The 25,212-nt window shown below is 53.5% G+C and carries 20 protein-coding genes and 1 pseudogene; 11 read left to right on the forward strand and 10 right to left on the reverse strand.

What is annotated here, in order from left to right; genetic code table 11:
- Positions 1–114 precede the first annotated feature (114 nt).
- From ACO0LK_RS01980 to ACO0LK_RS01990, 3 genes are all read left to right on the forward strand, one after another.
- Positions 115–978 (forward strand): MBL fold metallo-hydrolase, encoded by an 864-nt coding sequence (locus tag ACO0LK_RS01980; RefSeq protein WP_422971655.1) that lies wholly within the window; start codon positions 115–117, stop codon positions 976–978.
- Positions 979–1,035: 57 nt separating this feature from the next.
- Positions 1,036–1,455 (forward strand): nuclear transport factor 2 family protein, encoded by a 420-nt coding sequence (locus tag ACO0LK_RS01985; RefSeq protein WP_422971657.1) that lies wholly within the window; start codon positions 1,036–1,038, stop codon positions 1,453–1,455.
- A gap of 350 nt (positions 1,456–1,805) precedes the next feature.
- A complete protein-coding gene (locus ACO0LK_RS01990) occupies positions 1,806–3,050 on the forward strand; it encodes an alpha/beta hydrolase family protein (RefSeq protein ID WP_422971659.1) in 1,245 nt (414 codons plus the stop codon).
- 72 nt (positions 3,051–3,122) lie between these two features.
- Here the strand turns inward: ACO0LK_RS01990 and ACO0LK_RS01995 are convergent, their stop codons facing one another.
- Positions 3,123–3,851, reverse strand: coding sequence for a metallophosphoesterase family protein (locus tag ACO0LK_RS01995; RefSeq protein WP_422971661.1), 729 nt, complete (start codon positions 3,849–3,851; stop codon positions 3,123–3,125).
- A gap of 262 nt (positions 3,852–4,113) precedes the next feature.
- On the opposite strand from ACO0LK_RS01995, the gene ACO0LK_RS02000 reads away from it, so the two are divergent.
- The 6 genes from ACO0LK_RS02000 (at position 4,114) to ACO0LK_RS02025 (ending at position 8,069) form a co-directional block, all read left to right on the forward strand.
- Positions 4,114–4,707 carry a hypothetical protein gene (locus ACO0LK_RS02000; RefSeq protein ID WP_422971663.1) on the forward strand — a complete coding sequence of 198 codons (594 nt, stop codon included), beginning with the start codon at positions 4,114–4,116 and terminating at the stop codon, positions 4,705–4,707.
- A gap of 261 nt (positions 4,708–4,968) precedes the next feature.
- Entirely contained in the window at positions 4,969–5,811 is an 843-nt protein-coding gene (locus ACO0LK_RS02005; protein WP_422971665.1) for a hypothetical protein, read from the forward strand.
- Positions 5,812–5,951: 140 nt separating this feature from the next.
- Positions 5,952–6,242, forward strand: coding sequence for a hypothetical protein (locus ACO0LK_RS02010; RefSeq protein ID WP_422971667.1), 291 nt, complete (start codon positions 5,952–5,954; stop codon positions 6,240–6,242).
- A complete protein-coding gene (locus ACO0LK_RS02015) occupies positions 6,235–6,762 on the forward strand; it encodes an O-acetyl-ADP-ribose deacetylase (RefSeq protein ID WP_422971669.1) in 528 nt (175 codons plus the stop codon). The genes ACO0LK_RS02010 and ACO0LK_RS02015 overlap by 8 nt, the downstream gene beginning before the upstream one ends.
- A gap of 98 nt (positions 6,763–6,860) precedes the next feature.
- Positions 6,861–7,295 (forward strand): hypothetical protein, encoded by a 435-nt coding sequence (locus ACO0LK_RS02020; protein ID WP_422971671.1) that lies wholly within the window; start codon positions 6,861–6,863, stop codon positions 7,293–7,295.
- 186 nt (positions 7,296–7,481) lie between these two features.
- A complete protein-coding gene (locus tag ACO0LK_RS02025; protein ID WP_422971673.1) occupies positions 7,482–8,069 on the forward strand; it encodes a metal-dependent hydrolase in 588 nt (195 codons plus the stop codon).
- 29 nt (positions 8,070–8,098) lie between these two features.
- On the opposite strand, the gene ACO0LK_RS02030 is transcribed toward ACO0LK_RS02025, so the two are convergent.
- Positions 8,099–10,312 (reverse strand): molybdopterin cofactor-binding domain-containing protein, encoded by a 2,214-nt coding sequence (locus tag ACO0LK_RS02030; RefSeq protein WP_422971675.1) that lies wholly within the window; start codon positions 10,310–10,312, stop codon positions 8,099–8,101.
- A 168-nt stretch (positions 10,313–10,480) separates the two neighbouring features.
- On the opposite strand from ACO0LK_RS02030, the gene ACO0LK_RS02035 reads away from it, so the two are divergent.
- Both ACO0LK_RS02035 and ACO0LK_RS02040 read left to right on the forward strand, forming a co-directional pair.
- A complete protein-coding gene (locus ACO0LK_RS02035) occupies positions 10,481–12,922 on the forward strand; it encodes a glycoside hydrolase family 2 TIM barrel-domain containing protein (RefSeq protein WP_422971677.1) in 2,442 nt (813 codons plus the stop codon).
- A 39-nt stretch (positions 12,923–12,961) separates the two neighbouring features.
- Positions 12,962–13,966, forward strand: coding sequence for a hypothetical protein (locus ACO0LK_RS02040; RefSeq protein ID WP_422971679.1), 1,005 nt, complete (start codon positions 12,962–12,964; stop codon positions 13,964–13,966).
- Positions 13,967–14,054: 88 nt separating this feature from the next.
- Here ACO0LK_RS02040 and ACO0LK_RS02045 read toward each other — a convergent pair whose 3' ends face one another.
- The 8 genes and pseudogenes from ACO0LK_RS02045 to ACO0LK_RS02080 all read right to left on the reverse strand — a co-directional run bounded on the left by ACO0LK_RS02045 (position 14,055) and on the right by ACO0LK_RS02080 (position 25,191).
- Positions 14,055–16,154 carry an AsmA family protein gene (locus tag ACO0LK_RS02045; protein ID WP_422971681.1) on the reverse strand — a complete coding sequence of 700 codons (2,100 nt, stop codon included), beginning with the start codon at positions 16,152–16,154 and terminating at the stop codon, positions 14,055–14,057.
- A gap of 221 nt (positions 16,155–16,375) precedes the next feature.
- Entirely contained in the window at positions 16,376–16,969 is a 594-nt protein-coding gene (ssuE, locus tag ACO0LK_RS02050; protein WP_422971683.1) for an NADPH-dependent FMN reductase, read from the reverse strand.
- Positions 16,970–17,024: 55 nt separating this feature from the next.
- Entirely contained in the window at positions 17,025–18,644 is a 1,620-nt protein-coding gene (locus ACO0LK_RS02055; protein WP_422971685.1) for a rhodanese homology domain-containing protein, read from the reverse strand.
- Between the two features lie 21 nt (positions 18,645–18,665).
- Positions 18,666–19,235: a cysteine dioxygenase gene (locus ACO0LK_RS02060; protein WP_422971687.1), complete on the reverse strand. Its 570-nt coding sequence runs from the start codon at positions 19,233–19,235 to the stop codon at positions 18,666–18,668.
- 46 nt (positions 19,236–19,281) lie between these two features.
- Complete coding sequence (locus ACO0LK_RS02065) at positions 19,282–20,610, reverse strand: LLM class flavin-dependent oxidoreductase (RefSeq protein WP_422971689.1); 1,329 nt, start codon at positions 20,608–20,610, stop codon at positions 19,282–19,284.
- A gap of 31 nt (positions 20,611–20,641) precedes the next feature.
- Positions 20,642–21,640, reverse strand: a complete 999-nt coding sequence (locus tag ACO0LK_RS02070; RefSeq protein ID WP_422971691.1) for an ABC transporter substrate-binding protein — start codon at positions 21,638–21,640, stop codon at positions 20,642–20,644.
- A gap of 178 nt (positions 21,641–21,818) precedes the next feature.
- A pseudogene (locus ACO0LK_RS02075) lies at positions 21,819–24,299 on the reverse strand (TonB-dependent receptor plug domain-containing protein); the annotation flags it as partial.
- Complete coding sequence (locus ACO0LK_RS02080) at positions 24,184–25,191, reverse strand: ABC transporter substrate-binding protein (protein WP_422971692.1); 1,008 nt, start codon at positions 25,189–25,191, stop codon at positions 24,184–24,186. The gene ACO0LK_RS02080 and the pseudogene ACO0LK_RS02075, both read right to left, overlap by 116 nt.
- Between the last annotated feature and the right edge of the window lie 21 nt (positions 25,192–25,212).

A 25,212-nucleotide genomic window follows, 5' to 3' on the forward strand; every position in this document is an offset into this window, starting at 1 on the left:
GTTATGTGCATTTTATCGTATTTATCTGTTCGAAAATTGAAATTAAACTGCAGGCACTGAATCACTTTCTGATTCAAACCACAGTTCAAACTTAATTCAAATCAGGAGTTCACCATGTTACGCACCACTGTATTAGCCGCCACACTCGCTGTCACTTTTGCCTCTGCCGACGCAGCCACGCCCTTGCAAGTCAAAGTCTATAACGCCGATGGCAATAGCTTTAACGTCAATTCCACCCTGGTGTATGGCGAAAAAGAAGCCCTGGTGATAGATGCCGGTTTTACCCGTGCCGATGCTTTGCGGATTGCTGCCAATGTTCTCGACAGTGGCAAGCAGTTGAAAACCATACTGGTCAGCCAGGCCGACCCTGATTATTACTTTGGCGTTGAAGCACTGAAAGAAATTTTCCCGCAGGCCGATGTCGTCGCTACCCCAGCCGTGCTGGAAAAGCTGAGTGCCAAGCTGGCAGGCAAGGTCGCTTTCTGGGGCCCTAAAATGGGTGCAAATGCGCCCCGCACACCAGTTTTGCCGAAGGCTTTGAGTGGCAATAGCCTGACTGTTGATGGTGAAGTGGTTGAATTGCGTGGTAACCAGGGTGTGCTGGCACATCGCCCTTACTTCTGGATACCATCAATCAAGGCCATCGTCGGCAACATTGGCGTGTTCGGCAATATGCATGTATGGACAGCCGATACCCAAACCGTGGCCGAACGCAGTGCCTGGGTCGCGCAACTGGATGAAATGGCAGCCCTGCAACCGAAAATCGTCGTACCTGGCCATATGAAATCCGGTAGCGCTGTCGATATCAGTGCAATTACTTATACCAAGGGCTATCTGCTGTCGTTTGAAAAGAATGCAGCTGCTACCAAGACCAGCGCAGAACTCATCGACGCCATGAAAAAAGCCTACCCTGATGCGCCTCCAGGTACGTCACTGGACATCGGTGCCAAGGTCAACAAGGGTGAGATGAAGTGGTAAGACGGTTTTAATTGATGCATTGAGCAAAACCTTGAGCATGGCGGACAACAGGTCGCCATGCTATTTACACATGAAAGAGGTGGGCAATTGACTAACCTGGACATCATCAAAAGTACTTATGAAGGCAAAACTTCGGAAGAAAACGGCAAGAATCTCCAACAACATTTGGCCGCAGATGCTACTTGGACAGAGGCACAAGGCTTTCCTTATGCCGGTACCTATACAGGCTTTGCCGAGATAGCAAAAAACGTCTTCCAGCGACTCTCCACAGAATGGTCAGACTATAAATTTACAGTAGAAGATTATGTTGCCAGTAACGACAAGGTCGTGGCCTATGGTACCTATACTGGCACGCATCAGATCAGCCAGAAAGCTTTCAGCGCCAGGGTTGCCCACCTGTGGCAATTAAAGGATGGGAAGATCATTCGCTTTGAGCAGTTTGTTGACAGCATGCCGGTTGTTGCGGCCATGGCTTGACGTACTCTGCATTCCACGCTTTGCACTTGGCGCCTGTATGATCTCGTGGGCCAGCCTGGGTGTCAACCTCAACTGGGGTTGGCGCGTTTCTAGACAAAAGCCGCTTCAGGTATTTAGTGTGTGAATCTGGTTTGCTGTGCAATCAATGATTTAAGTCGCAGCGCCCGTCTGTGTCACCGCACTGCATTGTCAATGTCGTAACTGTTGTAACAATTATTCCTGCAGTCGTGTTGCTGACGACGTATAGAGTATTGTTGATGAAATGAGTCAGTATTCTGTTTCGACACAATATCTGGCCCTGTGGTTGCGGCAAAAGCTTGCTGCCACAGCCCGCCACCATTGGAATAGCTATGAAACCTGATTTCTTGCATGTATCTTCGTCCGGCAAAGCATTGCTCAATAAGCCTTTTATTAAACCTTTCATTGCACCACTGATTAGTGTTCTGGCTACATTGTTGGTTTCAGCTTGCGGTGGTGGCGGTTCTTCAAACACGGGCACCACGCCGGTCGTGACACCAGAAGTGGCCAACCCGCCTGGTGCCGGGCATTTTGAGGTGGCCACTTTTATTAAAACGGTCAATGTCACTGATGTGACGGCAACACTGCCCAAAGATGTGGCAGCCGTTGTCAAACCCCTGTATTCCGTCGATACCTATAAAATCACTTACACCACGACCGATGCTGGTGGACGTACCGTCACTGCATCCGGTCTTGCTGCTATTCCACGCAAGACAAGTAGTCTGGCCAGCCCGGTATTAAGCTATCAGCATGCCACCATCAAAACCGATGCCGAAGCACCCAGTAACCATGCTACGCCGGACGAACCTGCGGTGTTGTTTGCTTCCATAGGGTATTTGGTCAGTGCCGCCGATTATGTTGGCTATGGCACGACCAAAGGCTTGCCGCATCCGTATTTGCTGGCGACACCGACTGCTGTTTCTGTGATTGATTTCATGACGGCTACTGCACGCTGGCGCCAGATGAAGGCGATTGCGGACAATGGCCAGGTGTTTTTAACCGGCTATTCTGAAGGAGCTTATGCATCGATGGCAACCTTGCGTCTGTTGACTCAAAACAAGACTGCAAGTACCGTGCTGCCAGTCAGCACCTTTCTTGGTGCAGGCCCGTATGATGTCGTGCTGACATTGAATACCATGCTCAGTACCATCCGCAAGGATAATCCTGTTCTTGGCGCGCTTATCAGTCCGGGATTCTTGAAAAAACTCGGCGCCAATGACAGGGCGAACGTACGCAATCTGTTGTTGTCATCTGCCCTGGGCAGTCAGAGCGATATCAGCTTTGACCCGACATTCCTGGATAATTTCCTCAACGATGACGACGCCAGCATTGCCGTACAAAGCAATGTCTATGACTGGACGCCACAATCACCTATCTCCTTTTTCCATGGACGTGATGACACCACTGTCCCGTATGGCAATACCGATTCAGCGTTTCAAACTATGACAAAACGTGGTGCGGCGTCGTTGATAGATCGTATGGATTGCCCGGCCAAACCTTCCGAGCATATCGCCTGTGTGCCCTCATTCCTGATCAGCGATATCACCCGGCTGGGCGCTTTGGCGCGAGGATTGTAATTTCCAGGTTGTGGTTGCTAGTCGCCGCTGCACGCATCAAGTTATTGATTTGCGTGTAGCGAACATGGCGGCTCAATAACGCCTGTTCAGCGTCGCCCACGGCACTTCATGGTCATACTGACCGGCGACAACGACATCGCCGTTGATATCCGTCACGCCACGAAAGCCGACGCCAAACGCCTTGAAACCCATCTGTTCGTGCTGTTTGCTGTAATCGATGCGGTCGTGGTGGTGTCCATGGAATGAGCGTGTAACGCGCATACGTCGCGCCAGTTCATCAATGACTGCAAAACCATGCGGGTGCGAGCTGGGTGCTTCATGACTGACAAGAATGTCAGCGCGCTGGCTGGCCAGATAGTTGTAATCGGTAGGGAAGATGGAACTGTAATGTTTGCGTGGTAAGCCTTCACGCCAGCGGTTTTCCTTGCCTGCTTTGGTGTTGTATTCTCTTTGCGTCTGAAAATGTTTGGCGCCCGGCGGCATCCAGATATGCCCGCGAAACACCCCGCCCAGACCAGCAATTCTGTAACCCGCTATATCCACAACCCGCCCATGCAGATTGCGGCCAGCCAGGGCCGAACCGAACAGATGATCATAATCTTCGTCTGTATCGGTATCATGATTGCCATGGATGTACCAGATGTCGGTACTGCCCATAATGGCGGCCAGCTCCTGCTCCAGCGGCTGCCTGGCTTGCAGATCACCCAAAAAAATGATGGCAGCAGGGCGATTCGCCAGGACGACATCTATTACATGCTGAAAGTTGCCATGTGTGTCGCCGCAGAAATAGATTGCTTGCATAATGTACAGCTTGACAGTGAATTGATAGGTATTGTGCTGCTCAGCTTACCGCAATGTCGCTTCCTTCACAGACGCTCGCGATATTGAGCCCATGCGCAATATACCTTACATCAAATTTCAAATATCATGGCTGCAAGACAATTTGCATGAATTGTTGTGGAATTGACCCTTTATAAGGGAGAGCGGCCTTGCTGCTGACGACAGAGGGGGAGTTTGTCTGAAGTTGCAACGGTTTTCATATCTTTTATCTACAGAGGCAGGCATGTTTTCATGGCGATGGATCCTGGTGGCTTTAATTGTATTTGGTGCCATACACCAATGGCGTGGGCGGTCTGTAACCGTGCCCCCAGGCAGCATTGCGCCCAATGATCCTGTGCAGAACATGCTTGATCGCGGACCTGAGTATCAGCAAAATAATTACAAGCTCAAAGCACTGGCAGAATTTACGGTAGAAGCACGCGTGCTGTCCAAAGAAACCTATTCTTCCGATCGTGAGGCTGAATTGTCACCCGTAGATCTGGCCCTGGGCTGGGGCGCAATGTCAGATTCTGCCGTGCTCGATAAACTGTCGATAGGTCAGGGCAATCGTTTCTATCACTATCACTGGGACAATGAACCACCACGTCCCCCAGCCGAAATAGCCAGCCACAGCGCCAATATGCACCTGATACCGACGACCCCCGAACTGGAAAAAAAGATGAAGGCAGTACGGGTCGGCCAGGTCGTCACCATACGCGGTCAACTGGTTGAAGCGACTGCTGCCGATGGCTGGCACTGGCGTTCATCGCTGACACGTGACGATACCGGCGCTGGTGCCTGCGAGGTGATCAGGGTGGAGGCGATAGAGGTGAAATGATGTGCAGATACAGAAGAAATTTGTAAAATGGTGCTGTTATGTAGTGCTATATGGATGAAATATTAGTACTTTGTTCAAAAATATAGTACCAATCACCAAAAGTGGCGACACTTTGAATTATGGTTTTGCTTGCTGTGCCAATTGAAGGATTGGACGGCGTTGTTCGAGGCAAGTTCGAGGCAAGTTCGAGGCCAGCATGAACTGATGGCATGGATACATTGTTCCCTAGCCATCCAAATAATAATTCAAGGAATCTTTACCATGCATTCTGTTTTTAGTCCTGCCCCTGCTTTCTCAAGACCTTTCGCCAAGCTTGCATTCATGCTGGCATTGCTGAGCGCATCGCTGACCCTGTCAATAAACCAGGCGCAAGCTCAGGTCAATGCGCCTGCAAGTTCAGCAACAAGCTCGACTGTAGGCCCGACTGCAAGCACCTCCGCAAGCTCGTCAGCCAGTGCGGCGGAAGAGTTGCCCAGTGTAGAAGTCAAAGCCGTCCGGGACCCGGCCATTCTGCCTTATAAAGTTGCATATGAGCTGATATCCAAAGTACGTGGCGCAAGCAAGGACAAGGTACACATACTGATACGCATTACTTCTGCCAAAACTCATGCACCGCTACCCAATCTGAATATTTATCTCGACGGTAAGAACACACATCAACAACTCGACATATCGCCCACCGGTTATGTCACCGTACCGCTGGATGCTACGGCCTATGCGGACGGTGCAGAGTTTGTGACCAACCAGAAAAAAGGGTCGATGGAAGTCAATATCCTGCTCTTGCCCAAACTGCCGCAAGATATCTTCAAATATGCCGACATCAGCGAAAGCATAGAAGCGGCACAATCCGCCATCAAGGAATTGGTACCCTGGTACTTGCGCCTGTTCATGCCATCGGTTAATGGCGTGGGAATTTGTTATGCAGACCAAAACCAGATCGTGCTGGTCAAAGGTAGCGAAGAAGTCCATCTGCCAGCAAATAACGACGCTATCGACCCTTTGAAAAACAAGGTCCATTGCACCAGATTTTCTGCCAAGGACGTGGCCAGGGAAAAAGAAAACCTGATCATGCCAGCGAGTGGCTGGCAGGCGATTTTTATGTGAAATTCGTGAATAAGGCTGTGGGCCAGTGCCATAATACGGTTCGCGCGCCGTCTTTACGCTGTCACAAAATCCGCTCTGCCTGTATCTGATGATAAAAATCGTTGGATTAATAATGTGAATTCAAATTGAAAATGAATGGCATGAATCACTTTGAATATTTTGAAGAGTTTGTAAAACCGAAGATTCCGGGCGATTATTTGCTTACCTGGTCAGATTTTCCAAATGGTGACTTCGGTGATCTGAAAAGAGCCGAATTTGCATCCTCTTCATTGCTTGGCTCAATTGAATTCTGGTCAAAAGGCTGGCTGGGTGTAGATGTTGTTGACCTTCGTATAGATGACCAGGTACTGGTTATATTGTGCAGCCCGGAGGATGAAGATGGAATCAAGCATGCTTTTGATAGCTTATTAGAAATTCTGGCAGATGTGTAACATTATTGTTTTGAAAGGCGATATCACCGTATATCCCGCAGATATCATCGTCAATGCAGCGAACTCTTCATTATTGGGCGGTGGCGGTGTTGACGGAGCCATACATCGTAAAGGTGGAGCAGCAATACTGGATGAATGCCGAAAGATCAGAGCGCGACAAGGCGGTTGTTTTGCCGGCAATGCAGTCATAACGACAGCTGGATTATTACCTGCCAAATATGTCATCCACGCCGTCGGCCCCAGGTGGAATGACGGCACGAAAGGCGAGGCTGAATTACTTCAACAGACTTACCAGAGATGTTTGCATTTAGCTGTAGAGCACAATGCGCGTAGCATGTCTTTCCCCAATATTTCAACCGGCACTTACAAATTCCCAAAGGAGTTGGCTGCACAGATAGCAAGCGATACGATATTTGCTTTTTTTGAAGACAATCAAAGTGTAGAGACGATTAATATCGTTTGCTACGAACAGGATAATTACGATATTTATCAGACAATCATAAAGCGTAGAGAAATTTGACGTGTGGTGTACTAGTACTGTTTGGAGACATATTTTTTAACATCAGCAATTCCGAAGTCGCAATAAATGCTTGGAAAAATCTTGGATCACCACAATTCATGAATGATTTTTATTTTCTGCCATCTGAGTATGTAAAAGACGAGCATGGTGCGCTTGGTGAATGTATTTCTGGTGTTTTATATCTTATTAAAGAATCTGCGGCAAGTCCGGATGATCTGTTTTGTGCAGAGGCGTTATTTGATCGCGTATTTAACGGATTAGGTCAAGGCGGAGAGAGTGTTGATCAATGGGATATTGCGAAATGGAAATACCGACACACCACGGAAGCAGGGAATTTGGCAGGTAATTTTGATGATAATGACTTTTTAGTGTGGGTTGATGAAACTTCATTCTTCAAACCCAACTGGCGTGTGTACAAAGAGGCTGAGTTCAAGAAAATATTTGAAATGACCTGTCGGAATTTTGCGGCCGAATATCCGCATCACGCTGATGCGATCTCTAAGGCCTTATCTGAAAATGGCATGAATTTATAAACGCCTAATGGATGCAATGGTTAGTGATGAATGATTTCAAATGTTCTTCTTCAAAGTAAGATCAATAAAATTGTCCAAATCAGCTACATAAAAAATAAATCATCTTCACACCCAGCGCATACCCACTTCACAGTCCCTCGATAAGCTAGCGCAGTCTTTGTTACTTGCCGTTTGGCTGTTTTCATTATGTCGTCATTGTTGGCCCACGTTGCTGCCGGGGCGAGTCTGTATCTTTGCAATGAAGATAGCTCGCAGCGGCGATCATCTGTCGTTGTGATGTTGCCAGTATTGCTGGCCATATTGCCCGATTTTGATTATTTTGCGATCTGGTTTTTGGGTGTTCGGTTTGAGCAGCGTTACACGCATTCGCTGTTCTTTTGCCTGGCAATGAGTTGCCTGGCCTGGCTGATGGCAAGGCGATGGTGTAGATCACGCAATCTGATACTGAGTTTCTGGCTTTTGCTGTTGGCGAGTTGTTCGCATTTACTGCTTGATCTGCTGGTTGGACGGTCTTTGCCTTTGTTGTGGCCATTTTCTGTTGTTGAACTGTGTTTGCCTGTAGCTGTACTGCCAGGTGCTGCCCATACCGGGCTGATCAGCTATGTATTCTGGCGTAACCTGGCCGTAGAATGCTGTCTGCTCTTGCCTGTATGCGTAGCGCTCATTGCGAGCGTCCGGCGGCTATCACTACGCAGGTATGTGCCTGAAATTATATTGGTGTTGACGATGTGGCTTGGTTTGTTATTTTGCAGTAGCAGTTTGACGACAATGTGAGCGCTGGAGCTGCTGGTTGACCCAATGCGTCACACAAAACTGAATCCCGCTTTCGACAACGGCAATGTACGCACGCGCTTGCCCTTCGTGGCCGCCGCAATCGCATTGCATAGAGCGGGTGCTATCGAAGGTACGGCGGGTTCGCCGGCACCTGCGGGGGATTCTTCGCTATCGATGACGATGATTTCCATCGGCGGCAATTCATTCAGCCGTAATACCTGATAGTCAGAAAAATTCTGTTGCTCCACTGCGCCGTCTTTTACTGTGATTTCGCCTTTCATCACGGCAGACAAGCCCCACACCATGCTGCCTTCAATCTGCGCTCTGAAGCCGGATGGGTCAACTACCACGCCACAATCGGTGACGCACACGGTCTTGTGTATTTTCACGACATTTTTAGACGAGACGCTGATTTCAAATGCATGTGCGGTATAGGCATGGGTGTGGGTGTAGACGCAACAGGCAATGCCGCGATAACGGCCACGTGCTGCGGGTTTGCGCCAGCCTATGGCATCGGCACATCGTAGCAGCACCGCTTCCATGCGCTTGCGGTGGGTCGCCTGCACGGTGTCGTTACCATACTGGCGCAGCAGCATCAGCCGGTATTCCAATGGGTCGGTCTTGTTGTGTACAGCCAGTTCGTCGATGAAGGATTCCACCGCAAACACATTCTGGCTGTATGAAATGGAACGCCATGAACCAACCGGGATGGGTGACTCTACCGGGTAAAAGCCACTTTGGTAATCTGCCGCAGGATAAATCAGATCGTTCGATGGCCCGCCGTAAATATGCTGGGCCGAGGCGATGGTTTTGGCCGGGAAGGTGCTGACAGCAAGCTGATGATGCCATGCCTGTATGCCCGATTTGTCGGCCCTGGCTGACAGGCGATGGAAGGTGGCGGGGCGGTAAAAGCTGTTGCGCATATCGTCTGGCCGCGAAAAAATCAGTTTGACGGGTTTGCCAAGGGCCTTGGACAACTGCATGGCTTCTGCTGCATTATCGACTTTTTCCTTGCGGCCAAAGGCACCACCCATAGGCAACAGATGGGCAAAAATGGCGGACTTGTCTACCTCGAATGCCTTGGCCAGCGTGCTGGCAAAAAAACCGGGAGCCTGAAAACCACCCCAGATGTCATATTTACCGTCTTGATAACTGGCAACGCAATTCGGTACTTCCATTGGTGCCTGGTTCAGGAAGGGCAATTCATACTCGGCACTGAAACTGGTATCGGGGGCCGCAATGTAGCTTTTGCTTTTACCCAGCTTGTCGTAACTGAGGGCTGGCGTGTCGTTTTTGATGGCATTGCGCATGGAAACCGACAGGGTGGCGCTGTCCGGGTTGGCAAGAGCTGGCCCCTGATCCCATTTCACTTTTAATAGCGACTGGCCTTGCAGGGCCAGCCAGGTATTGCTGGCGACAATCGCGACACCATTACGGTTATCACAGCCATTCATTTGTTTAACTTCCAGAACCGCAATGATGCCCGGCCCCAGCGCTTTTACAGCGCTATCGTCAAAGCTGCGTACCTTGCCAAAAAATGTAGGGGATCGCACGATGGTGGCCACCAGCATGCCGGGCAGGCTGAAATCCATGCCGAACTGTTCCTGTCCATTGCCTTTCTCTTCGGCGTGGTAGCGTTTGACAGGTTTGCCTATCAGTTTGTATTCGCTACGCGGCTTTAGCACAGGGTTGGCTGGTACAGGTAGTTTGCTGGCAGCTTCGATCAGGGCGGCATAGGGCAATACCGCATTGGTATCAAGATTGATGACCATACTGTTGCTGGTTTTTACCCGTTCGACGGGGATATTCCATGTGCTGGCAGCGGCGCTGGCCAACATGGCACGGGCAGCGGCACCCGCCTTGCGCAAGCTGCCCCAGCCACCCTTGACACTGGCGCTGGCCCAGGTGTTGTACTGGCCCCCGCTGGCGGCGTCATAGGGCAGGGCTTCGATTGTTATCTTGTTAAAATCGGCATCCAGTTCTTCTGCCAGCAGTACCGGCATGGCAGTCCGCACACCCTGACCCATTTCCTGTTTTTGCACGAACAGGGTAATCTGGCCATTGGCTGCAATGCGTATCAGTGGTGAAGGGTGAAAGGCTGTACCTGTGGCTGCATCTAAGACGGCCCCTAAGCCTGTATTTGAGCCTGACTCTGTCTGTGCCAGCGCAGCGGGCAGCGCTTCTGACAGCAGCCATGCACCGGCGCTGAAAGAGGAAAGTCGGAGAAAACTTCTGCGATCCATGAAATGTTTGCCTGACAATGGCGTCTGGGATTGAGTTAAGGAATTATGCAGGGTTTGCTACCAAAACCTGCTCAAGAAGATGATTTTTAGGGCTGCGGTATCGTCCGCTCTTTTAGGCTGACTTACTATTGCCAGTCTTATTTATCCCGTTTTTTAGGCGACTGTCTCATGGGCTTGATCCGTATTTTCCTGCTGTCACTGTTGTGCACTCTTGCTATCAGCCAGTCGATGGCCGCTACCGAAAATGCGCCACGCAGCGTGCAATTGCTGTCTGAAGGATGGCGCTTCAGCAAGGGCGATGTCAGCGGCGCCGAACAAACAGGTTTTGATGACAGCAAATGGCGTCGCGTTAGCGTACCGCATGATTACAGTATAGAAGGACCGGTAGCTCAGGATAATCCGTCCGGCCCTGCTGGTGGATTCTTTCCTGGTGGAGTGGGCTGGTACCGCCAGACCCTGCATATCGATGCATTGCAACCGGGCAGGCGCAGTTTCATTGTATTCGATGGAGTAATGGCGAATAGCGATGTCTGGATCAATGGCCAGCATCTGGGCCGCCGCCCGAATGGTTATGTCAGTTTTGTACATGATCTGACTGCCTATCTTAAACCCGGCGACAACATCATCGCCGTGCGCTGTGACAATCCGAATGAACCTTCATTGCGCTGGTACCTGGGTGCCGGCATTTACCGTCAGGTGCGTCTGGTCAGCACGGGCGATACCCATATCGAACCCTGGGGTACTTTTGTCAGCACACCCAAACTGACAGATGACAAGGCGACCGTGCATGTACGCAGCAGCATCATCAGCCCGGATGGTGGCAAGCTGGTATTGCAAGTGCGCCTGCTTGATCCCAGCGGTGTGGTGTTGAAGACAGCCAGCACAAAAGCTGTACAGGCCAAACCAGGACAGACGCTACAGCTTGAAACTGATATCGCCGTGAACAAACCGCAGCGCTGGGATATTGACAGCCCCGTGTTGTACACAGCCGCCGTCAGCTTGCTGCGCGATGGCAAAGCCGTGGACAATGAAGACGTTGCATTCGGTATCCGCAGCTTTGAATTTAATGCACCCAAAGGCTTTTTCCTGAATGGCCGTGCCTTGAAGATATATGGCGTCGGCCTGCATTCGGATGGTGGTGCCGTGGGCGCGGCCGTGCCGCTGGCTGTTTGGAAGCGTCGCCTGACGGAATTGCGCAAGCTGGGTGTGAATGCCATCCGCACCGCGCATAATGCGGTTGCTCCAGAGTTTCTTGATCTGTGCGACCGCATGGGCTTTCTGGTCATGGATGAATTTTTTGATCAGTGGACCCTGGCCAAGGTACCGTATGACTACAGTCTGCATTTCAAGGATTGGGCAGAACGCGATACCGCTGACCTGGTGAAGCGCGATCGCAATCATGCCAGCATTGTCATCTATTCCATCGGCAATGAAATTCGCGATACCACGCAGCCGCAAGTGGCATTTGAATGGGCAAAACGTCTGATCAAAGTACATCATGACGTTGACCCTACACGCCCTGTCACACAGGCCCTGTTCCGTCCCAACGTGACCAAAGATTATGACAATGGTTATGCCGATTTGCTGGACGTTGTCGGTCAGAATTATCGTGAAAAAGAAATTCTGGCAGCCTATGTACAAAAGCCCACACGCAAAATCCTGGGTACAGAAAATACCCATGAAGTGAATCAATGGGTGGCTGTGCGCGATCATCCCGAATACGCCGGGCAGTTCTTGTGGACAGGTGTTGATTATCTGGGTGAAGCCGGTCGCTGGCCAACCATAGGCACGGGTTCTGGCCTTTTGCTTAGCACTGGCTTGCAAAGGCCACGTGCGTTTGAACGCCTGTCGTGGTGGTCAAGCCTGCCCATGGTGAAAATTGCCCGGCGCGTTGCCACGGTTGGGCAGAATGTGGTCGAGCCTGTATTTGGCCCCGGTGCTGCACCGGCAGATCAGCCAGCCCAGGCGGCAGCAACTGCTAGACCACGTTTCTCACAACCACTGGTGGCAGACTGGTCACCTGCCAATCGTGAACCACATACCGAGACACTGGAGATTTATACCAATGCCGATGAAATTGAACTTAGCCTGAACGGACAAACTGTCGCAAATGAAAAGCGCCATGCGGATGCGACGCCCATCGTCGTCAAGTTACCATTTGCGGCTGGTAGCCTGAAAGCCATCGCCAAACGTGACGGCAAGGTCATTGCCACGGATGAATTACAAACTGCTGGCAAGGCGGCGCGCCTGCAATTATCCGCCGATACTACACTGAGCCAGCATCTTGATGATGTCGCCCATGTGACAGTCACCCTGGTTGACGACAAGGGCGTACGCATTCCAGACAACGATACCGTAGTCGAGTTTTTGGCAGAGGGCGAAGGCAAAGTCATCGCCGTCGACAACGGCAATATGCAAGACCACGATCCTTACCAGACCAGCCGCCGCAAACTGTATGACGGCAATGCAATTGCCATCCTGCGCGCCAATGCCAGCAACGGCAAGATCACGGTACGTGTTCGTGTGCCAGCCATGCCCGATGTGCCAGAGAGTGTGGTGAGCATTCCAGTCAAACCGGCGGCAGCTCTGGTGCCACTGCGCAGTTTTTAAGCTTGCAGCTTCTTGTTTAATAAAATAGAGACATCGTATATGACAAGCACACCAACTCTGAACAAACTAATCAAACTGCTCAAACTACCATCGCTCACAGTCCTCATGCTGGCTGCTGTCAGTCATGCAGCAGATACGCCACCAGCCATGCCGGGCAAGGACCTGGCCCAGCATGATTTTTTATATGCTGGCGAAGCCAGGACCCGTGATGTGTATATTATCCGTGGTGGCAAGGTGGACTGGGATTTTCATGATACGTCAGTAGATGGTGAAATCAGTGATGCACTGATGGCATCCAGCGGCAATATCGTCATGACACATCAGCATGGCGTGAAGGTCGTTGACCAGAACCGCAAGACATTGTGGGCATATACGGCAGAAGAAAAACACGAGATACACACGGCGCAGTTCATCGGCAATGACAGAGTCATCTTCATCCAGAGTGGCACGCGTCCACGCATCATGGTCGCCAATATCAAGACCAACAAGATAGAGCGCGAAATTGCCATCCCCGCCGGTAACCTCAACAACACCCATGGTCAGTTGCGCCATGCACGTCTGACTAGCAACGGTACCTATCTGGTGGCACAGATGGACATGAAACGTGCGGTGGAATTTGACAGCAATGGCAAAGAAGTCTGGATCCTGCCTTTCCCCGGCATCTGGTCAGCCAAACGCCTGGACAATGGCAATACGCTCATCACCGGCAAGACCGGCGTATTTGAATACAACAGCAAGGCCGAAGTAGTCTGGAGCCTGACACCAGAAGACCTGGCCGCCTACCAGTACACCAGCTTCCAGATCGCCCAGCGTCTGCCCAATGGCAATACCCTGTTGAACCACTGGGTCAACCAATGGAGCGCAGCCGGTGCGAATATTGATGCCGCCACAGCACCCGCACAATTGCTGGAAGTGACACCAGATAAGAAAGTGGTGTGGGCACTGCACCAGTGGAAAGACCCTAACCTTGGCCCATCAACTACGGTGCAGCTTCTGGATAGGGCGGAAAAAGCGGAGCAGGTTTATTTTGGGGATATCCGTTAAGTCAATGTGCAATTTTTGAATCCCGGACAAGTCGCATGATTTTCTGAATACCTCACGAACTGAAGAGTCGTCCGGTATTTGCTCTGCCTTATTTCTTTTTTTCATCCTTCAGCGTCTTCATCTGTTCCGCACTGACAGCCTTGGCTGGTGCTGCTACCTGTTCAGTCTTTGGTGCTCGCATGATTTTCGCTGTCTTCGCCAGCGCGCTCGCGCAATCCGTATTCGGGTTGTTACCCATATTGATCATGGGCAGCAAGGCTGCAAGAGGTGACGCGGCGGCAAGTGCCACTGCCGCACCGGCTTTTAGCGCCAATGGTCCTTTATACAGGCCTATGTCAGGATGTTTGAATGTACCTTTGGCATACAGCGGAGTCCGTAAGGAAATGATGCGTAAACCTTTGGTTTTGGGATTGACATCCAGGTTCAACTGTTCCTGTGCGAGGTTGATGTTGCCGCTAATGTCGATCACTGCATCATCGGTATCAATCACAAAATGCTTCACTTCTGCCAGGCCGTTTTTCACACTGAAATCACTGGCGAGGCAATTCAGATGAACCTGTTTGTCGCCAAAGACTTTAACGAATACTGCGTTCGCGAGATTCAGGCCAGCGATTTCCAGCATGAACTGGCTGACGGTGCCTTCGGTGACGACAGCGCCGATCTGACCGTTTGAGGTAGCCAGCATCGAAGAAATGGAATTGCCGTGGCCGGTCAAGGCGGCATCACTATTGACTTCACCAAAGCTTGTCTTCATGGATTCCAGTGCAGGGAATAGTTCGCGTACCTTTAAATGGCGCGCGGTCAATTTTATCTGGGCAGTAATTTTTTCCTTGCGGCCATCGAGTGAAATATTGGACGTTACATCGCCGCCTGCCATGCCGAAATTCAAAGGCGTCAGACTCAGCACCTTGTCTTTCATGTGGATGTCCGCAACCACGTCCTGTAAGGGTATTTCATGCGTGCGCACCAGTTTCTTGCCTTTGAATTTGACATCTGCATCAAGCGCATCCCAATTTGCCGTATTGAATTGTGCCACTGGCAGCACTTTTTGATCTGGCTGTAGCGACACCTTGTTTTGGGCCGCTTTGGATGCCTTGCTTTCTGCACCTATCGTCGGCCCCAGGTCTTCCAGTCGCAATTGCTGCGATGTGATTATGCCGCTTAACAAAGGGCGGGGTTGCTGCTGCTGGTACTGCAAGCTACCGGCCACATCGCTGCCACCCACGGTGCCGCTAAAGTCCTGATACCGCCAGTTCCATAAAGCATTGACTTTCTTGCCCATCAAACGGCCCTTGATGGCGTAGGCAGGCGTTTCAGGCAACAATACACCCGTCAGCGGATACAGGTCTGCCATGCTGGCACCTCCCAGCGTCAGTTGAAGATCGATGCCTGCGAGCGATTTTGGGTCTGTCAATGTGCCAGCAATGGCCATTTTGTTCTTGCCAATATTGGCATGCGCTTCGACCGGATAGATCGTATGCTCATCTTTCAGCGACAGCAGCGCGCCAGCCTGGCCGCTACCGGTGATGGGCGCATTGCGGTAGCTGCCAGCGAGGTCAATTTTCAGGGCAAACTTTTGGACCTGCGCTTCCTTGGTGAGGACACCAGCGCCGACTTTGGCAGCAGCATCTTTGTCCGCAAGGGATGTTAGCTTTGCCTGTAGGTCCAGCTTGATGCCTTCGTCCAGATAACGAAAATTGCCTTCGCTTAAGGCCATGCGCTGGATTTTTATATTCCAGTCAGAAGAACCACTGTTTTTCAGTGTCCATGAATTGCTGCCATCTGCCCTTCGCTGCAACGCCACCAATGCAGAATCAAGGGACAGATCCGTCACCACGATGTTTTTATACAGCAAAGGAAGTGGTTGCAGGGCGATCACGATACGTTGAGCGCCGACCATCTTTGGGCCGACGGCACTCCATTCAGGATTGCTTATTTGCACATCTTCGGCTTTGATTTCCAGTCTTGGCAGCCAGCCGGGCTGCATGTCAGAGCCTTGCGCGAACCCTACTTTCAGGTTGCCGCGAATGGAAAATTCGCGCCCGGTACTTTCTGAAACTTTTCGATTTACATAGGGACGGGCCAGGTTCCAGTCGAAGGTCGCGATGAAAATAAACAGAGCCACAATTGCCACCAATAAACTGGCAAAAGTCCAAAATATGATTTTTACTGGCCTGGAAGTTGCCATGAGTATCCTGATGTGAAGAAAAGCCAGGCCTGTTTTTGGGGTTTAGTCCATTTCATGCCAGAAGTTTTTCAAGGATACCTTGGCAAGAGAAAAACTTCTGTGCGTTTTCAAACAGAAGCTTTGCTAAAAAAATCAGAATGAAAAGAAAAATTTCAAATTAAGCAATATTTTCCGGAGTTACCTGATACTCCGGCATGGCCTATTGCAAGAAAGTGACGCTTTTATCTCAGCGCCAACTCTTTTGCCACAGATGGAGTTCTGTGCAGAAACTCGCCGTTGTCAACATGATACCTCCGGGATTCCGCATGCAGGCGCGTTATCCCTTGTTCGAGTCGCGTCGCCAGCGCTGCTTCCACTGCATAAGCCTGGCCACCCGCACCCTTCAATTGTGCTGATGTGGCGTAGATGCCGGGTAGAACCAGTTCCGCAGACAGCGCCTGCAATACAGGTCGCAAGGCATAATCGATTGCCAGCATGTGCGATTGGCTGCCACCTACTGCCAGTGGTAACACCAGCTTATTCTTCAGTCCATCCTGAGGCAGGATATCCAGAAATACCTTCAATATGCCGGTGTAAGACGCCTGATAGACGGGCGTGGCGATCACCACCGCCTCTGCCTCTTCCACTTGGGCAAGTGCGGCAACGATATCTGCGTCATGAAAGTCGGCGTGCAGCAGTGCCTGCGAAGGCAAGTCGCATACTTCCAGCCAGGACAGGTGGTGCCCCAGACCCGCCAGACGTTCGCCCACGTCTGCCAGCAAGGCCCTGCTGCTTGACGTGCGGGACGGGCTAGCACCCAGTAATAAGATATTCAAAATGAACTCCTTTCTTAAGCGATATTAAGCAATATCGAGCAATATCAAATAGTGATCAGATCACCCGGAAGCCGTGTGTGCCATCGCGCCCCAGTTGATCCACCAGCCCGAACTCCCAATCGAGATAGGCCTGCATCGCTTCGGCGCGATTGTCGGTACCTTCGTAAGGGCGGCGATAGCGGTCTATCAATGGCGATGCCAGTCGCGTTGCGCCGGATTCCACCGGCAAGCCTGCTGCTACCCATGCGCCGGTGCCACCGTCCAGAACATGTACCGGTAGTTCGGTCAGGGTGCGCAGGTCGGCTGCGGCATAGCGCGCCAGCAGGCTACTGCCACAGGTAAGCACATAGCGTCGGACGCTTTTAGGCAGCGTCGTCAGTATGGCGGCAAGTTCCGAGCGCAGCGCAAACCAGGCGCCAGGAATGTGACGCTTCTGATAGTTGACGCCGGAGGTAAAGTCCAGCACCGCGATTTCTTCCGGTGTTTCTGCCAGCCATGTTGACAAGGTGGCGGCATCAACCTCGCTCACCTGTGGTTGCGGCGCCAGTTCGGCCTTCCATGGTTCAGTAACATTGAAGTCTGCCGCTTGCAGGCCATCCACCACATATACCTCGTGGTTCATCTGCCGCAGCCAGTGTGCCGTCAGGTTGGCTCGAACGCCGTCGCTGTCTGCCAGCACGATGCGGGCGCCACGCACCGGTGCAAATTGCTCGGTCTCCTGGACCAGTTGGCCGCCGGGGGCAGAGCGGAAATGCGGCAACCGCCCATGGTCAAATTCTGCCGGGCTACGAACGTCGAAGAAATAAGTAGTGCGTGTTGCATCGGCATGCAGCGCACCCAGCCCCGCATGTTCCAGTCGTAGCACGCCGGCGCGGTCGGCCAGTGCTCTTGCATCCTGCGCTGCCTGTGTGCGGTTGGTTTCTGATGCTGGTGGATAAGTGCGTGACTGACCATGCTCCAGTTTTTGCTGCGCCAGCGTCCAGCCTATGGTGCCGTTGCGTAACGCTGCAATCGGGTTCGGCACACCGGCGTTGATCAGGGACTGTGTGCCGATGATGCTGCGGGTACGACCGGCGCAGTTAACGATGATGCGTGTGCTGGCATCGGGTGCCAGTTCACGTGCCCGCAACGCCAGCTCGGCACCAGGCACACTGACGCTGCCAGGGATGCTCATGGTCTGGTATTCGTCATAGCGGCGTGCGTCGAGAATGACAATGTTGTCGCCGTTATCGATCAGTGCCTGTACTTCCGGGGCCGACAGGGATGGCGTATGCAGCACTGATTCCACCAGTTCACCGAATGCCTTGCTGGGCACATTCACGTCGCGGAACAACTCGCCGCCGGCCGTATGCCAGCCTTCGACGCCACCTTCCAGCAGTGAGACATTGGAATAGCCAAGCCGACGCAGGCGGCTGGCGGCGGAAATCGCCAGACCCTCACCGCTGTCCAGTACCACAATGGATACGTCGTGGCGTGGCAGCTTGCTGTAGGCGTCCAGTTCAATACGGCCATAAGGCAGGTTGGCGGCGAACAGCGGGTGAGCCTGAGCGTGTGGATCTTCTTCGCGTACGTCCAGCAGGGCGATCTCGTCGCCAGCCAGCAGCGCTTCGCGAACCTGATGGTAGCTGCGGTACGGAAAATCAAAAAGACCGGATTGAAGCAGGTTTTTAGTCATGGTATTGGATTCTTTATTGAGTCATGTGGCATTGGCATAGCCGGAACGGAAAGGCTTGATCTTGCCATCGGTGGTAAATACGCTGCGGTCTACCGCACCGATGTCGGCACCGTAGACGTGAATACCGATCGAGACGCGGTCGTCATAGGCGTTGAAAACCTGGTGGATGTCGCCCAGCGATGGTGAAACTGCTGTCACCACACCGGTTTCCAGACGTTGCGGCGTGCCGGTTTTCTCCAGCACACCGCTGGCGTTGCGGCGGTAGTCCTGCGATATCTCGGCACCACGCAGCAGGCCGATCAGGCCCCATACAGTGTGGTCGTGGATGGGTGTCGATTGCCCGGGACCCCAGACAAAGCTGACTACTGAAAAGCGTGCGGCTGGATCGCGGTATAACAAATACTGCCGGTAATACTGCGGGTCTGGCAGCGATGCAGATTGCGGTAGCCAGTCGTCGTGTGTCACCAGATCGCCCAGCAATATGGATCCCTGCACGACAATATGTGGCTCGTCCTGGCCGATCAGGTTTTCAAGTCCTTCGACGAAGCCCAGCAATCGTGGTGGCAGGTCGCTTTTTTGTATATCGCTCATCTTGCTCTCCGGGGTCATGCAATCAGACAATCAAATCATCAGACAATCAGGCCACCTGGCGACGGGCAGCGGTGTAGCGGTTTTCCGGCACTTCCAGACCCAGATTACCACGCAGCGTACTATGTTCATATTCCTTCCGGAACAAGCCGCGCTGCTGCAGTACGGGCACCACTTCGGCGATGAAGGCATCCAGCTGGAATGGTAGTGATTCGAACAGGATGAAGCCATCAGCAGCAGCACCATCGAACCAGCGCTGGATTGCGTCCGCTACCTGTACGCCAGTGCCGACGAATTCCCGGCGTGGACTGGCGTAGCGCAGTGCGGTCTGGCGCAGCGTCAGGTTTTCTTCGCGTGCGGTGCGGATAATGCGCTCCGATGCGCTACGGTTGCTTTCACTGCCGAAATGGGCGATGTCGGGAAACGGACCATCCAGTGGGTACTGACCCAGGTCATGTTCGTTGAAGGAACGCGCAAGTGCTACCAGTGCATCTTCAATGCGTATCAGCGCCACGGCTTCCGAGTACAGGCGTTCTGCATCCTCTGCGGTACGACCAACGATGGCGCGCAGCGCCGGCAACACAGCGAGACGTTGGGCAGGACGACCAAAGGTGGCTGCCCGCTTCTTGATGTCGGCGTAATATGTCTGCGAAGATTCGAAGGTCGAACCTTCGGTGAAAAATGCTTCGGCATGGCGCGCCGAGAAATTGCGACCGTCTTCCGATGCACCGGCCTGGAAAATCACCGGCTGGCCCTGTGGCGAGCGGCTGATGTTCAATGGTCCGCGCACCGAGAAAAATTCGCCCTGGTGGTGCAGCGTATGCAACTTGGAAGGGTCCAGAAATTCACCGCTGACCTTATTACGCACCAGCGCATCGTCTTCCCACGAATCCCACAGACCCTGTACTGTCTGCAAGTGTTCGGCCGCAATGCGGTAACGCACCTCATGTGGTGGATGTGAAGGTTTGCCATAGTTTTCTGCACTGCCTGATAGCCATGAAGTAACCACGTTCCAGCCCGCACGGCCACGGCTGATGTGATCCAGCGATGCGAATTGGCGCGCTACAGTATAAGGCTCGCTGTAGCTGACCGTCAGCGTGCCGACCAGGCCGATATGCGTGGTCGCGGTAGCCAGCGCCGACAGAATGGTCAGTGGTTCGAAGCGGTTAAGGTAATGCGGGCTGGATTTTTCGGTGATGTGGACGCTGTCAGCCACAAACAGGAAATCGAATTTTCCTTGTTCGGCCAGTTTTGCCTGGCGCAGGTAGAAATCGATGTTGGTGCTTGCTGTTGGGTCGGCGTCGGCATGACGCCAGTCGCCCCAACCGGGGCCTACGCCGTGCAGGATAAAGCCAAGTTTTAATTGTCGTTTGCTCATGATGGTGTTCCTTGTTGTTCCTTGTATGGGTTCAGACGGGGCGATACAGCGTGGCGTCGACCAGCAGGCTGGCATCGACCCGGCGCGGGAATAGTTTGGCTTCAAAAAACGTGTCTGCCACCAGTTGCAACTGACGCACGATTTCGCCGTCAACTGCGCGCAACTGGGGGCGGTCGCGACTGACCGCCAGCCTGGCCACATCGGCTGGCAGACCAGTCAGTCGCTGAAAAACATCACCGTATTCTTCAGGATGGGCGTTGGCCCAGGTGTTAGACAGCGCCAGGCGGCGCAGTACGTCCGCCAGCGCCGCACGCTTGCCTGCATTGGCCAGTGCGGCATCGGATGCGGCGATGACGCCGATGCCGGAATTGATGCCAACGCCGTTGCGCAGCACGCGCGCACCGTTGATTTCGGCGCTGGCCTGGTAGGTACCGAAGGTAGCCCAGGCTTCGATTTTTCCACTGGAAAAAGCAACAGCCGCATCGCTGGGCAGTAGAAATCCAGTATTGACATCTTCCGTTTTCAAGCCTGCTTCACGCAGCGCACCGAACAGCAGGTAATGCGCCACGCTGCCACGCGCTGACGAGACGATGACATTGCGGCCTTTGAGATCGGCCACCGTTTTGATCGGTGAACCGGACGGGACCAGTATCGCCACACCCGTCGGTGAAGACACACTGGCAGCCACTACCTTCACCCGTGCGCCGCCTGCTGCTGCAGCCAGTGCCGGGGTATCGGCTGCCATTGCGGTATCGACGTCGCCCGACACTACCGCCTCGAATAGCGGTGCAGCGCCCTGAAAGCTGGCCCACTCGATCTGGTACGGTATGCCTTCCAGCACGCCTGCCGCTTCTGCCTTGGTGCGTAGCAGCTTGACCTGGTCACCCAACACCAGTTTGACTTTGGACAGGTCTGGTGCCGCAACCGGGCCGCTTGCCGGTGGTATCGCCGCCTTGCCGCAGGCACCAAGCAATGCGGCTGCCGGCAACATCGTTAGCAAGCGCCGGATTCGATTGGGATCAGAAGTCATATGTCACCTTGGCGTAGTAGTAGGCACCAGTTGGCGCGAACGGTGCCGGGCCGTAGACGAAACTGTTGCCGCCAGAATTGGCATCACCAGGACCATTCTTGTCCGGCTTGACGTTGAACAGGTTGGCTGCTCCCACCACCAGTTTGGCGCGCTTGGTAATGCCATAGCTGACATCCAGGTCGGTCAGCCACTTGGCACCGAAATGGTAGTCCTGTGCACGGTTGGCGGTTGTCTGCCACAGGTAGGCATCGTAGCGCGTGGTTTGCAGATTGGTTTCCAGTGCGCCGACAGACCAGCGTGCTGACAGTATCAGCTTGGTGCGTGGCGTCGCGCTCAGGTCGCCGATGCCGCCACCGGCGGCGTAGCCGAACCATACCGAGCTGCCGCCAGGGTTGGCACCCAGACCGGTGATTTCGGATGGTGTGGCATTGATACGGGTGACCGTCGTGCGGTTCCAGTTTGCCGCTGCACCCCAGCGTACCACACCATATTTGCCGTAATCGCTGGTGATGTCAGCCACCAGGTCGGCACCTTCCGTGCGTGTGTCGACCGCATTGGCGAAGTACTGTATCCATTCGGTTCCGGTCAGCCCGGCCGCGATCAGCGTCGGTGCGAAGGCCGGACCGAACATGTAGCCGGTGCGGACGATGCGGTCCTTGACTTTGACCTGGTAGCCGTCCAGCGTCACATTGATATTGTCAGCCGGCTTGAGCACCACGCCGATACCGAAGTTGACCGACTTCTCAGGTACCAGATCGCGCGCGCCAAACGTGTGTGCCAGTGCAGAATCATTGCGTAAAAGCTTGGACAGACTGGGGCCGACGACACCAGTGACGGGATTGATATTGGTGCGGTTATCGGTCTGCGAATAGCCGCTCTGCGTCAGTGATGGCGCACGGAATCCGGTGCCGACAGTGCCGCGTATCGCCAGCACTGGTGTGAAGTCGTAGCGGCTGTTGATCTTGCCGCTGGCGGTGTTTCCTGCGCTGTCATTATAGTGTTCGGCACGTACTGCGCCATCGACGAACAGGTTCTCAAGCGGATAGAAACCGAGATCGTTATACACCGCCAGCACCGTACGACGGATGCTGGTGGCATCAGCTGGCGACAGTGCCACACCGGCTTGCGCGCCTACTGCTGCCGGTTTGCCGACGTTGGGATTACCTTCCTGGTCGCCAGTCTTGAAGATGTAGCCACCATTGATATAGCCCAGCGGATCACCGGCATAGGTACTGAAGCGTTCGATACGCTGCTCCAGCCCCCATGACCATTGCAGCGGTTTCTTCAGGCCGATATCCACCGTCCGGGTGAAATCTTCATTGGTGGTCCACTGCTCGAACTGGTAGGTTGCGAGGTTGTCGAAACTGGTCGGTGAGCTTGGTCCCAGCGAAGGATTCGACGTCAGGTTACTGTATTGACGGGCACGGTTCCTGCCATAGCCCGAGCTGATATCCCAGGCCCAGCCAGCACTGCGGCCACGTGCACCGGCATTCAACTGGAAGTCGTAGGCGCTCATATTATTCAGGGCGAAATACCCGTCCGGGAACAACTGTCCTATGGTTGCGAGTCCGTTCGGACGACGGAAGTTATTGCCCGCCACCGTGTTGCGTGTGCCTGCGGTACCGAAGGCATACAGCGTGATGTCCTTGTCATACGGTTTTTCGGCATTGAAGGCGACGTCGTAGGCTTCGATACCAGGATCACCATTGTGCGCGCCATCACGGTCCCAGGTGGCATTTTTCGGATTCGAGGCCGGTGAATACGCTACCAGGTTAGTGGATGGGAAGTTGTACCAGGCCTGGCCGCGTTTACGCAGTACCGCACCAAGGTGTATGAAGCCATCGTCGCCCAATGCGAAGCCAATGTCGGCTTCCAGCTTCTTGCTGGTCAGGTCGCCCTGGCCATCTTTCAGCTTGCCGTAGCTGGCCGAGATCGAACCACCATGATTGCTGTTCTTGAGAATGACGTTGACCACGCCGGCCACCGCATCCGAACCATATTGTGCAGCAGCGCTGTCCTTCAGCACTTCGATGTGGTCGATGGCGCTGAGCGGAATGGTGTCCAGGTCGATGGCATTGACACCGCTGGTGTCACCACCGCCGTTGGTCAATAAGGCTGCATTGTGGCGGCGCTTGCCATTGACCAGCACCAGCGTGTAGGCCGGGCCCAGCCCACGGTTGCTGACCGGGCGTACCACTGAATTGACACCGGCCTGGTTGGTACCGAAATTAAACGATGGCAGCAGGCGCGCCAGTGCCTCGCCCAACTCTGCACGTCCGGTGTGTATCAGTTGTTCACCGCTGATCACATCGATGGGGGCAGGGCTGTCCGCTACGGTGCGGGCTTCGCCGCGCACGCCGGTGGTCACTACCACATCCTGCACCTGGCCGATACCGGTCTGTGCCATCGCCGCGCTACCACCCAGAAGACCCGCCGCCAGCAGCGTCCGGGGCAAGGTGGTCAGTCGCGGTGCGCTTCTCTTATTATTCTCTGATTGCTGCATGTCGTCATTCCTTCTGATTTCAAGTATGGTTAAAAATAAGTTAAAGATAAGAAGCGAAACTGCGCTCCCACAGTGGGCGCACGTCAAGGCGGCGTGACAGCAGGCCGGCATCTGCAAATACATCCGCCACCTGCTGTTGCGAGCGAATTGCCGCATCGTCCACTGCCACCAGCTTGTAGGGTTGGCTGCGCTGGCTTACCTGATTCAGGAACAGTTGTGAGGGCACGCCGGCGATCTGGCCGCTCTTGGTGGCCCAGGGTTTTGGATTGCGGTTGATCCAGTCGTAGACCTTGGCCAGGCGTTGCAGGTAGTCGCCGATGGCGGCATGCTTGAGCGGATCGGCTATCGCCTTGTTCGATGCGCTGATGACGTAGTTGCCGGACAGGTAGCCGTCGGCGGTGCGCAGCACGCGTGCGCCCTGATTCTTGGCCAGTTCTACCACCAGGCCATAGATCACCCATGCATCCAGCTGACCGCTCTTGAATGCTGCCAGGGCATCCTGCGGCGGTAATGCCACTGGCTGGATATCCTTGAAGCTCAGACCATTTTCCTTCAGCATTTGCAGCAGGAAGTAGTGCGATGTGGTTGAACGCGCATAACCGATGCGCTTGCCTTTGAACTGGGCCGGGTCGGTAATCGGCGAATCCTTTGGTACCAGCACTACCTGATTATTGACATCGCCGCGCAGGACGGCGATAACCTTCATCGGTGCACCGCTGGCAGCGGCAAAAATAGGCGGGATTTCGCTCATGCTGCCAAAGTCCAGCGAATCCGCCGCCAGTGCTTCGACGATCAGATTGCCGGCTGCAAATTCGGCCAGTACGGTTTTGTACGGTATGTTGGCGACGCCGGCTTCGCTGAAATAACTGGAGTCCCCGCCTTTATAGGTACCGACGCGCAAGGTTGTGTCTCTTAACTGTGTGGCTGCAGCACGGGTGGCATTGCTCCAGCTACCGAACAGCGCGGCCAGGCCAGCACCGGCACCGAGTTTTGCGCTATGTCGCAAAAATTGACGGCGAGCGTCGCCCTTCGAAATGATCGAATCCATTTTTTGTTCCTGTTCAAATAA

This window comes from Undibacterium sp. Ji49W (genome assembly GCF_049340205.1).
Lineage (GTDB): Bacteria > Pseudomonadota > Gammaproteobacteria > Burkholderiales > Burkholderiaceae_D > Undibacterium.

Excerpts from the sequence above, each read along its gene's own strand:
- ACO0LK_RS01980 (WP_422971655.1), top strand. The coding sequence starts at position 115 with ATGTTACGCACCACTGTATTAGCCGCCACACTCGCTGTCACTTTTGCC.
- ACO0LK_RS01985 (WP_422971657.1), top strand. The coding sequence starts at position 1,036 with ATGCTATTTACACATGAAAGAGGTGGGCAATTGACTAACCTGGACATC.
- ACO0LK_RS01990 (WP_422971659.1), top strand. The coding sequence starts at position 1,806 with ATGAAACCTGATTTCTTGCATGTATCTTCGTCCGGCAAAGCATTGCTC.
- ACO0LK_RS01995 (WP_422971661.1), bottom strand. The coding sequence starts at position 3,851 with ATGCAAGCAATCTATTTCTGCGGCGACACACATGGCAACTTTCAGCAT.
- ACO0LK_RS02000 (WP_422971663.1), top strand. The coding sequence starts at position 4,114 with ATGTTTTCATGGCGATGGATCCTGGTGGCTTTAATTGTATTTGGTGCC.
- ACO0LK_RS02005 (WP_422971665.1), top strand. The coding sequence starts at position 4,969 with ATGCATTCTGTTTTTAGTCCTGCCCCTGCTTTCTCAAGACCTTTCGCC.
- ACO0LK_RS02010 (WP_422971667.1), top strand. The coding sequence starts at position 5,952 with ATGAATCACTTTGAATATTTTGAAGAGTTTGTAAAACCGAAGATTCCG.
- ACO0LK_RS02015 (WP_422971669.1), top strand. The coding sequence starts at position 6,235 with ATGTGTAACATTATTGTTTTGAAAGGCGATATCACCGTATATCCCGCA.
- ACO0LK_RS02020 (WP_422971671.1), top strand. The coding sequence starts at position 6,861 with ATGAATGATTTTTATTTTCTGCCATCTGAGTATGTAAAAGACGAGCAT.
- ACO0LK_RS02025 (WP_422971673.1), top strand. The coding sequence starts at position 7,482 with ATGTCGTCATTGTTGGCCCACGTTGCTGCCGGGGCGAGTCTGTATCTT.
- ACO0LK_RS02030 (WP_422971675.1), bottom strand. The coding sequence starts at position 10,312 with ATGGATCGCAGAAGTTTTCTCCGACTTTCCTCTTTCAGCGCCGGTGCA.
- ACO0LK_RS02035 (WP_422971677.1), top strand. The coding sequence starts at position 10,481 with ATGGGCTTGATCCGTATTTTCCTGCTGTCACTGTTGTGCACTCTTGCT.
- ACO0LK_RS02040 (WP_422971679.1), top strand. The coding sequence starts at position 12,962 with ATGACAAGCACACCAACTCTGAACAAACTAATCAAACTGCTCAAACTA.
- ACO0LK_RS02045 (WP_422971681.1), bottom strand. The coding sequence starts at position 16,154 with ATGGCAACTTCCAGGCCAGTAAAAATCATATTTTGGACTTTTGCCAGT.
- ACO0LK_RS02055 (WP_422971685.1), bottom strand. The coding sequence starts at position 18,644 with ATGACTAAAAACCTGCTTCAATCCGGTCTTTTTGATTTTCCGTACCGC.
- ACO0LK_RS02060 (WP_422971687.1), bottom strand. The coding sequence starts at position 19,235 with ATGAGCGATATACAAAAAAGCGACCTGCCACCACGATTGCTGGGCTTC.
- ACO0LK_RS02065 (WP_422971689.1), bottom strand. The coding sequence starts at position 20,610 with ATGAGCAAACGACAATTAAAACTTGGCTTTATCCTGCACGGCGTAGGC.
- ACO0LK_RS02070 (WP_422971691.1), bottom strand. The coding sequence starts at position 21,640 with ATGACTTCTGATCCCAATCGAATCCGGCGCTTGCTAACGATGTTGCCG.
- ACO0LK_RS02080 (WP_422971692.1), bottom strand. The coding sequence starts at position 25,191 with ATGGATTCGATCATTTCGAAGGGCGACGCTCGCCGTCAATTTTTGCGA.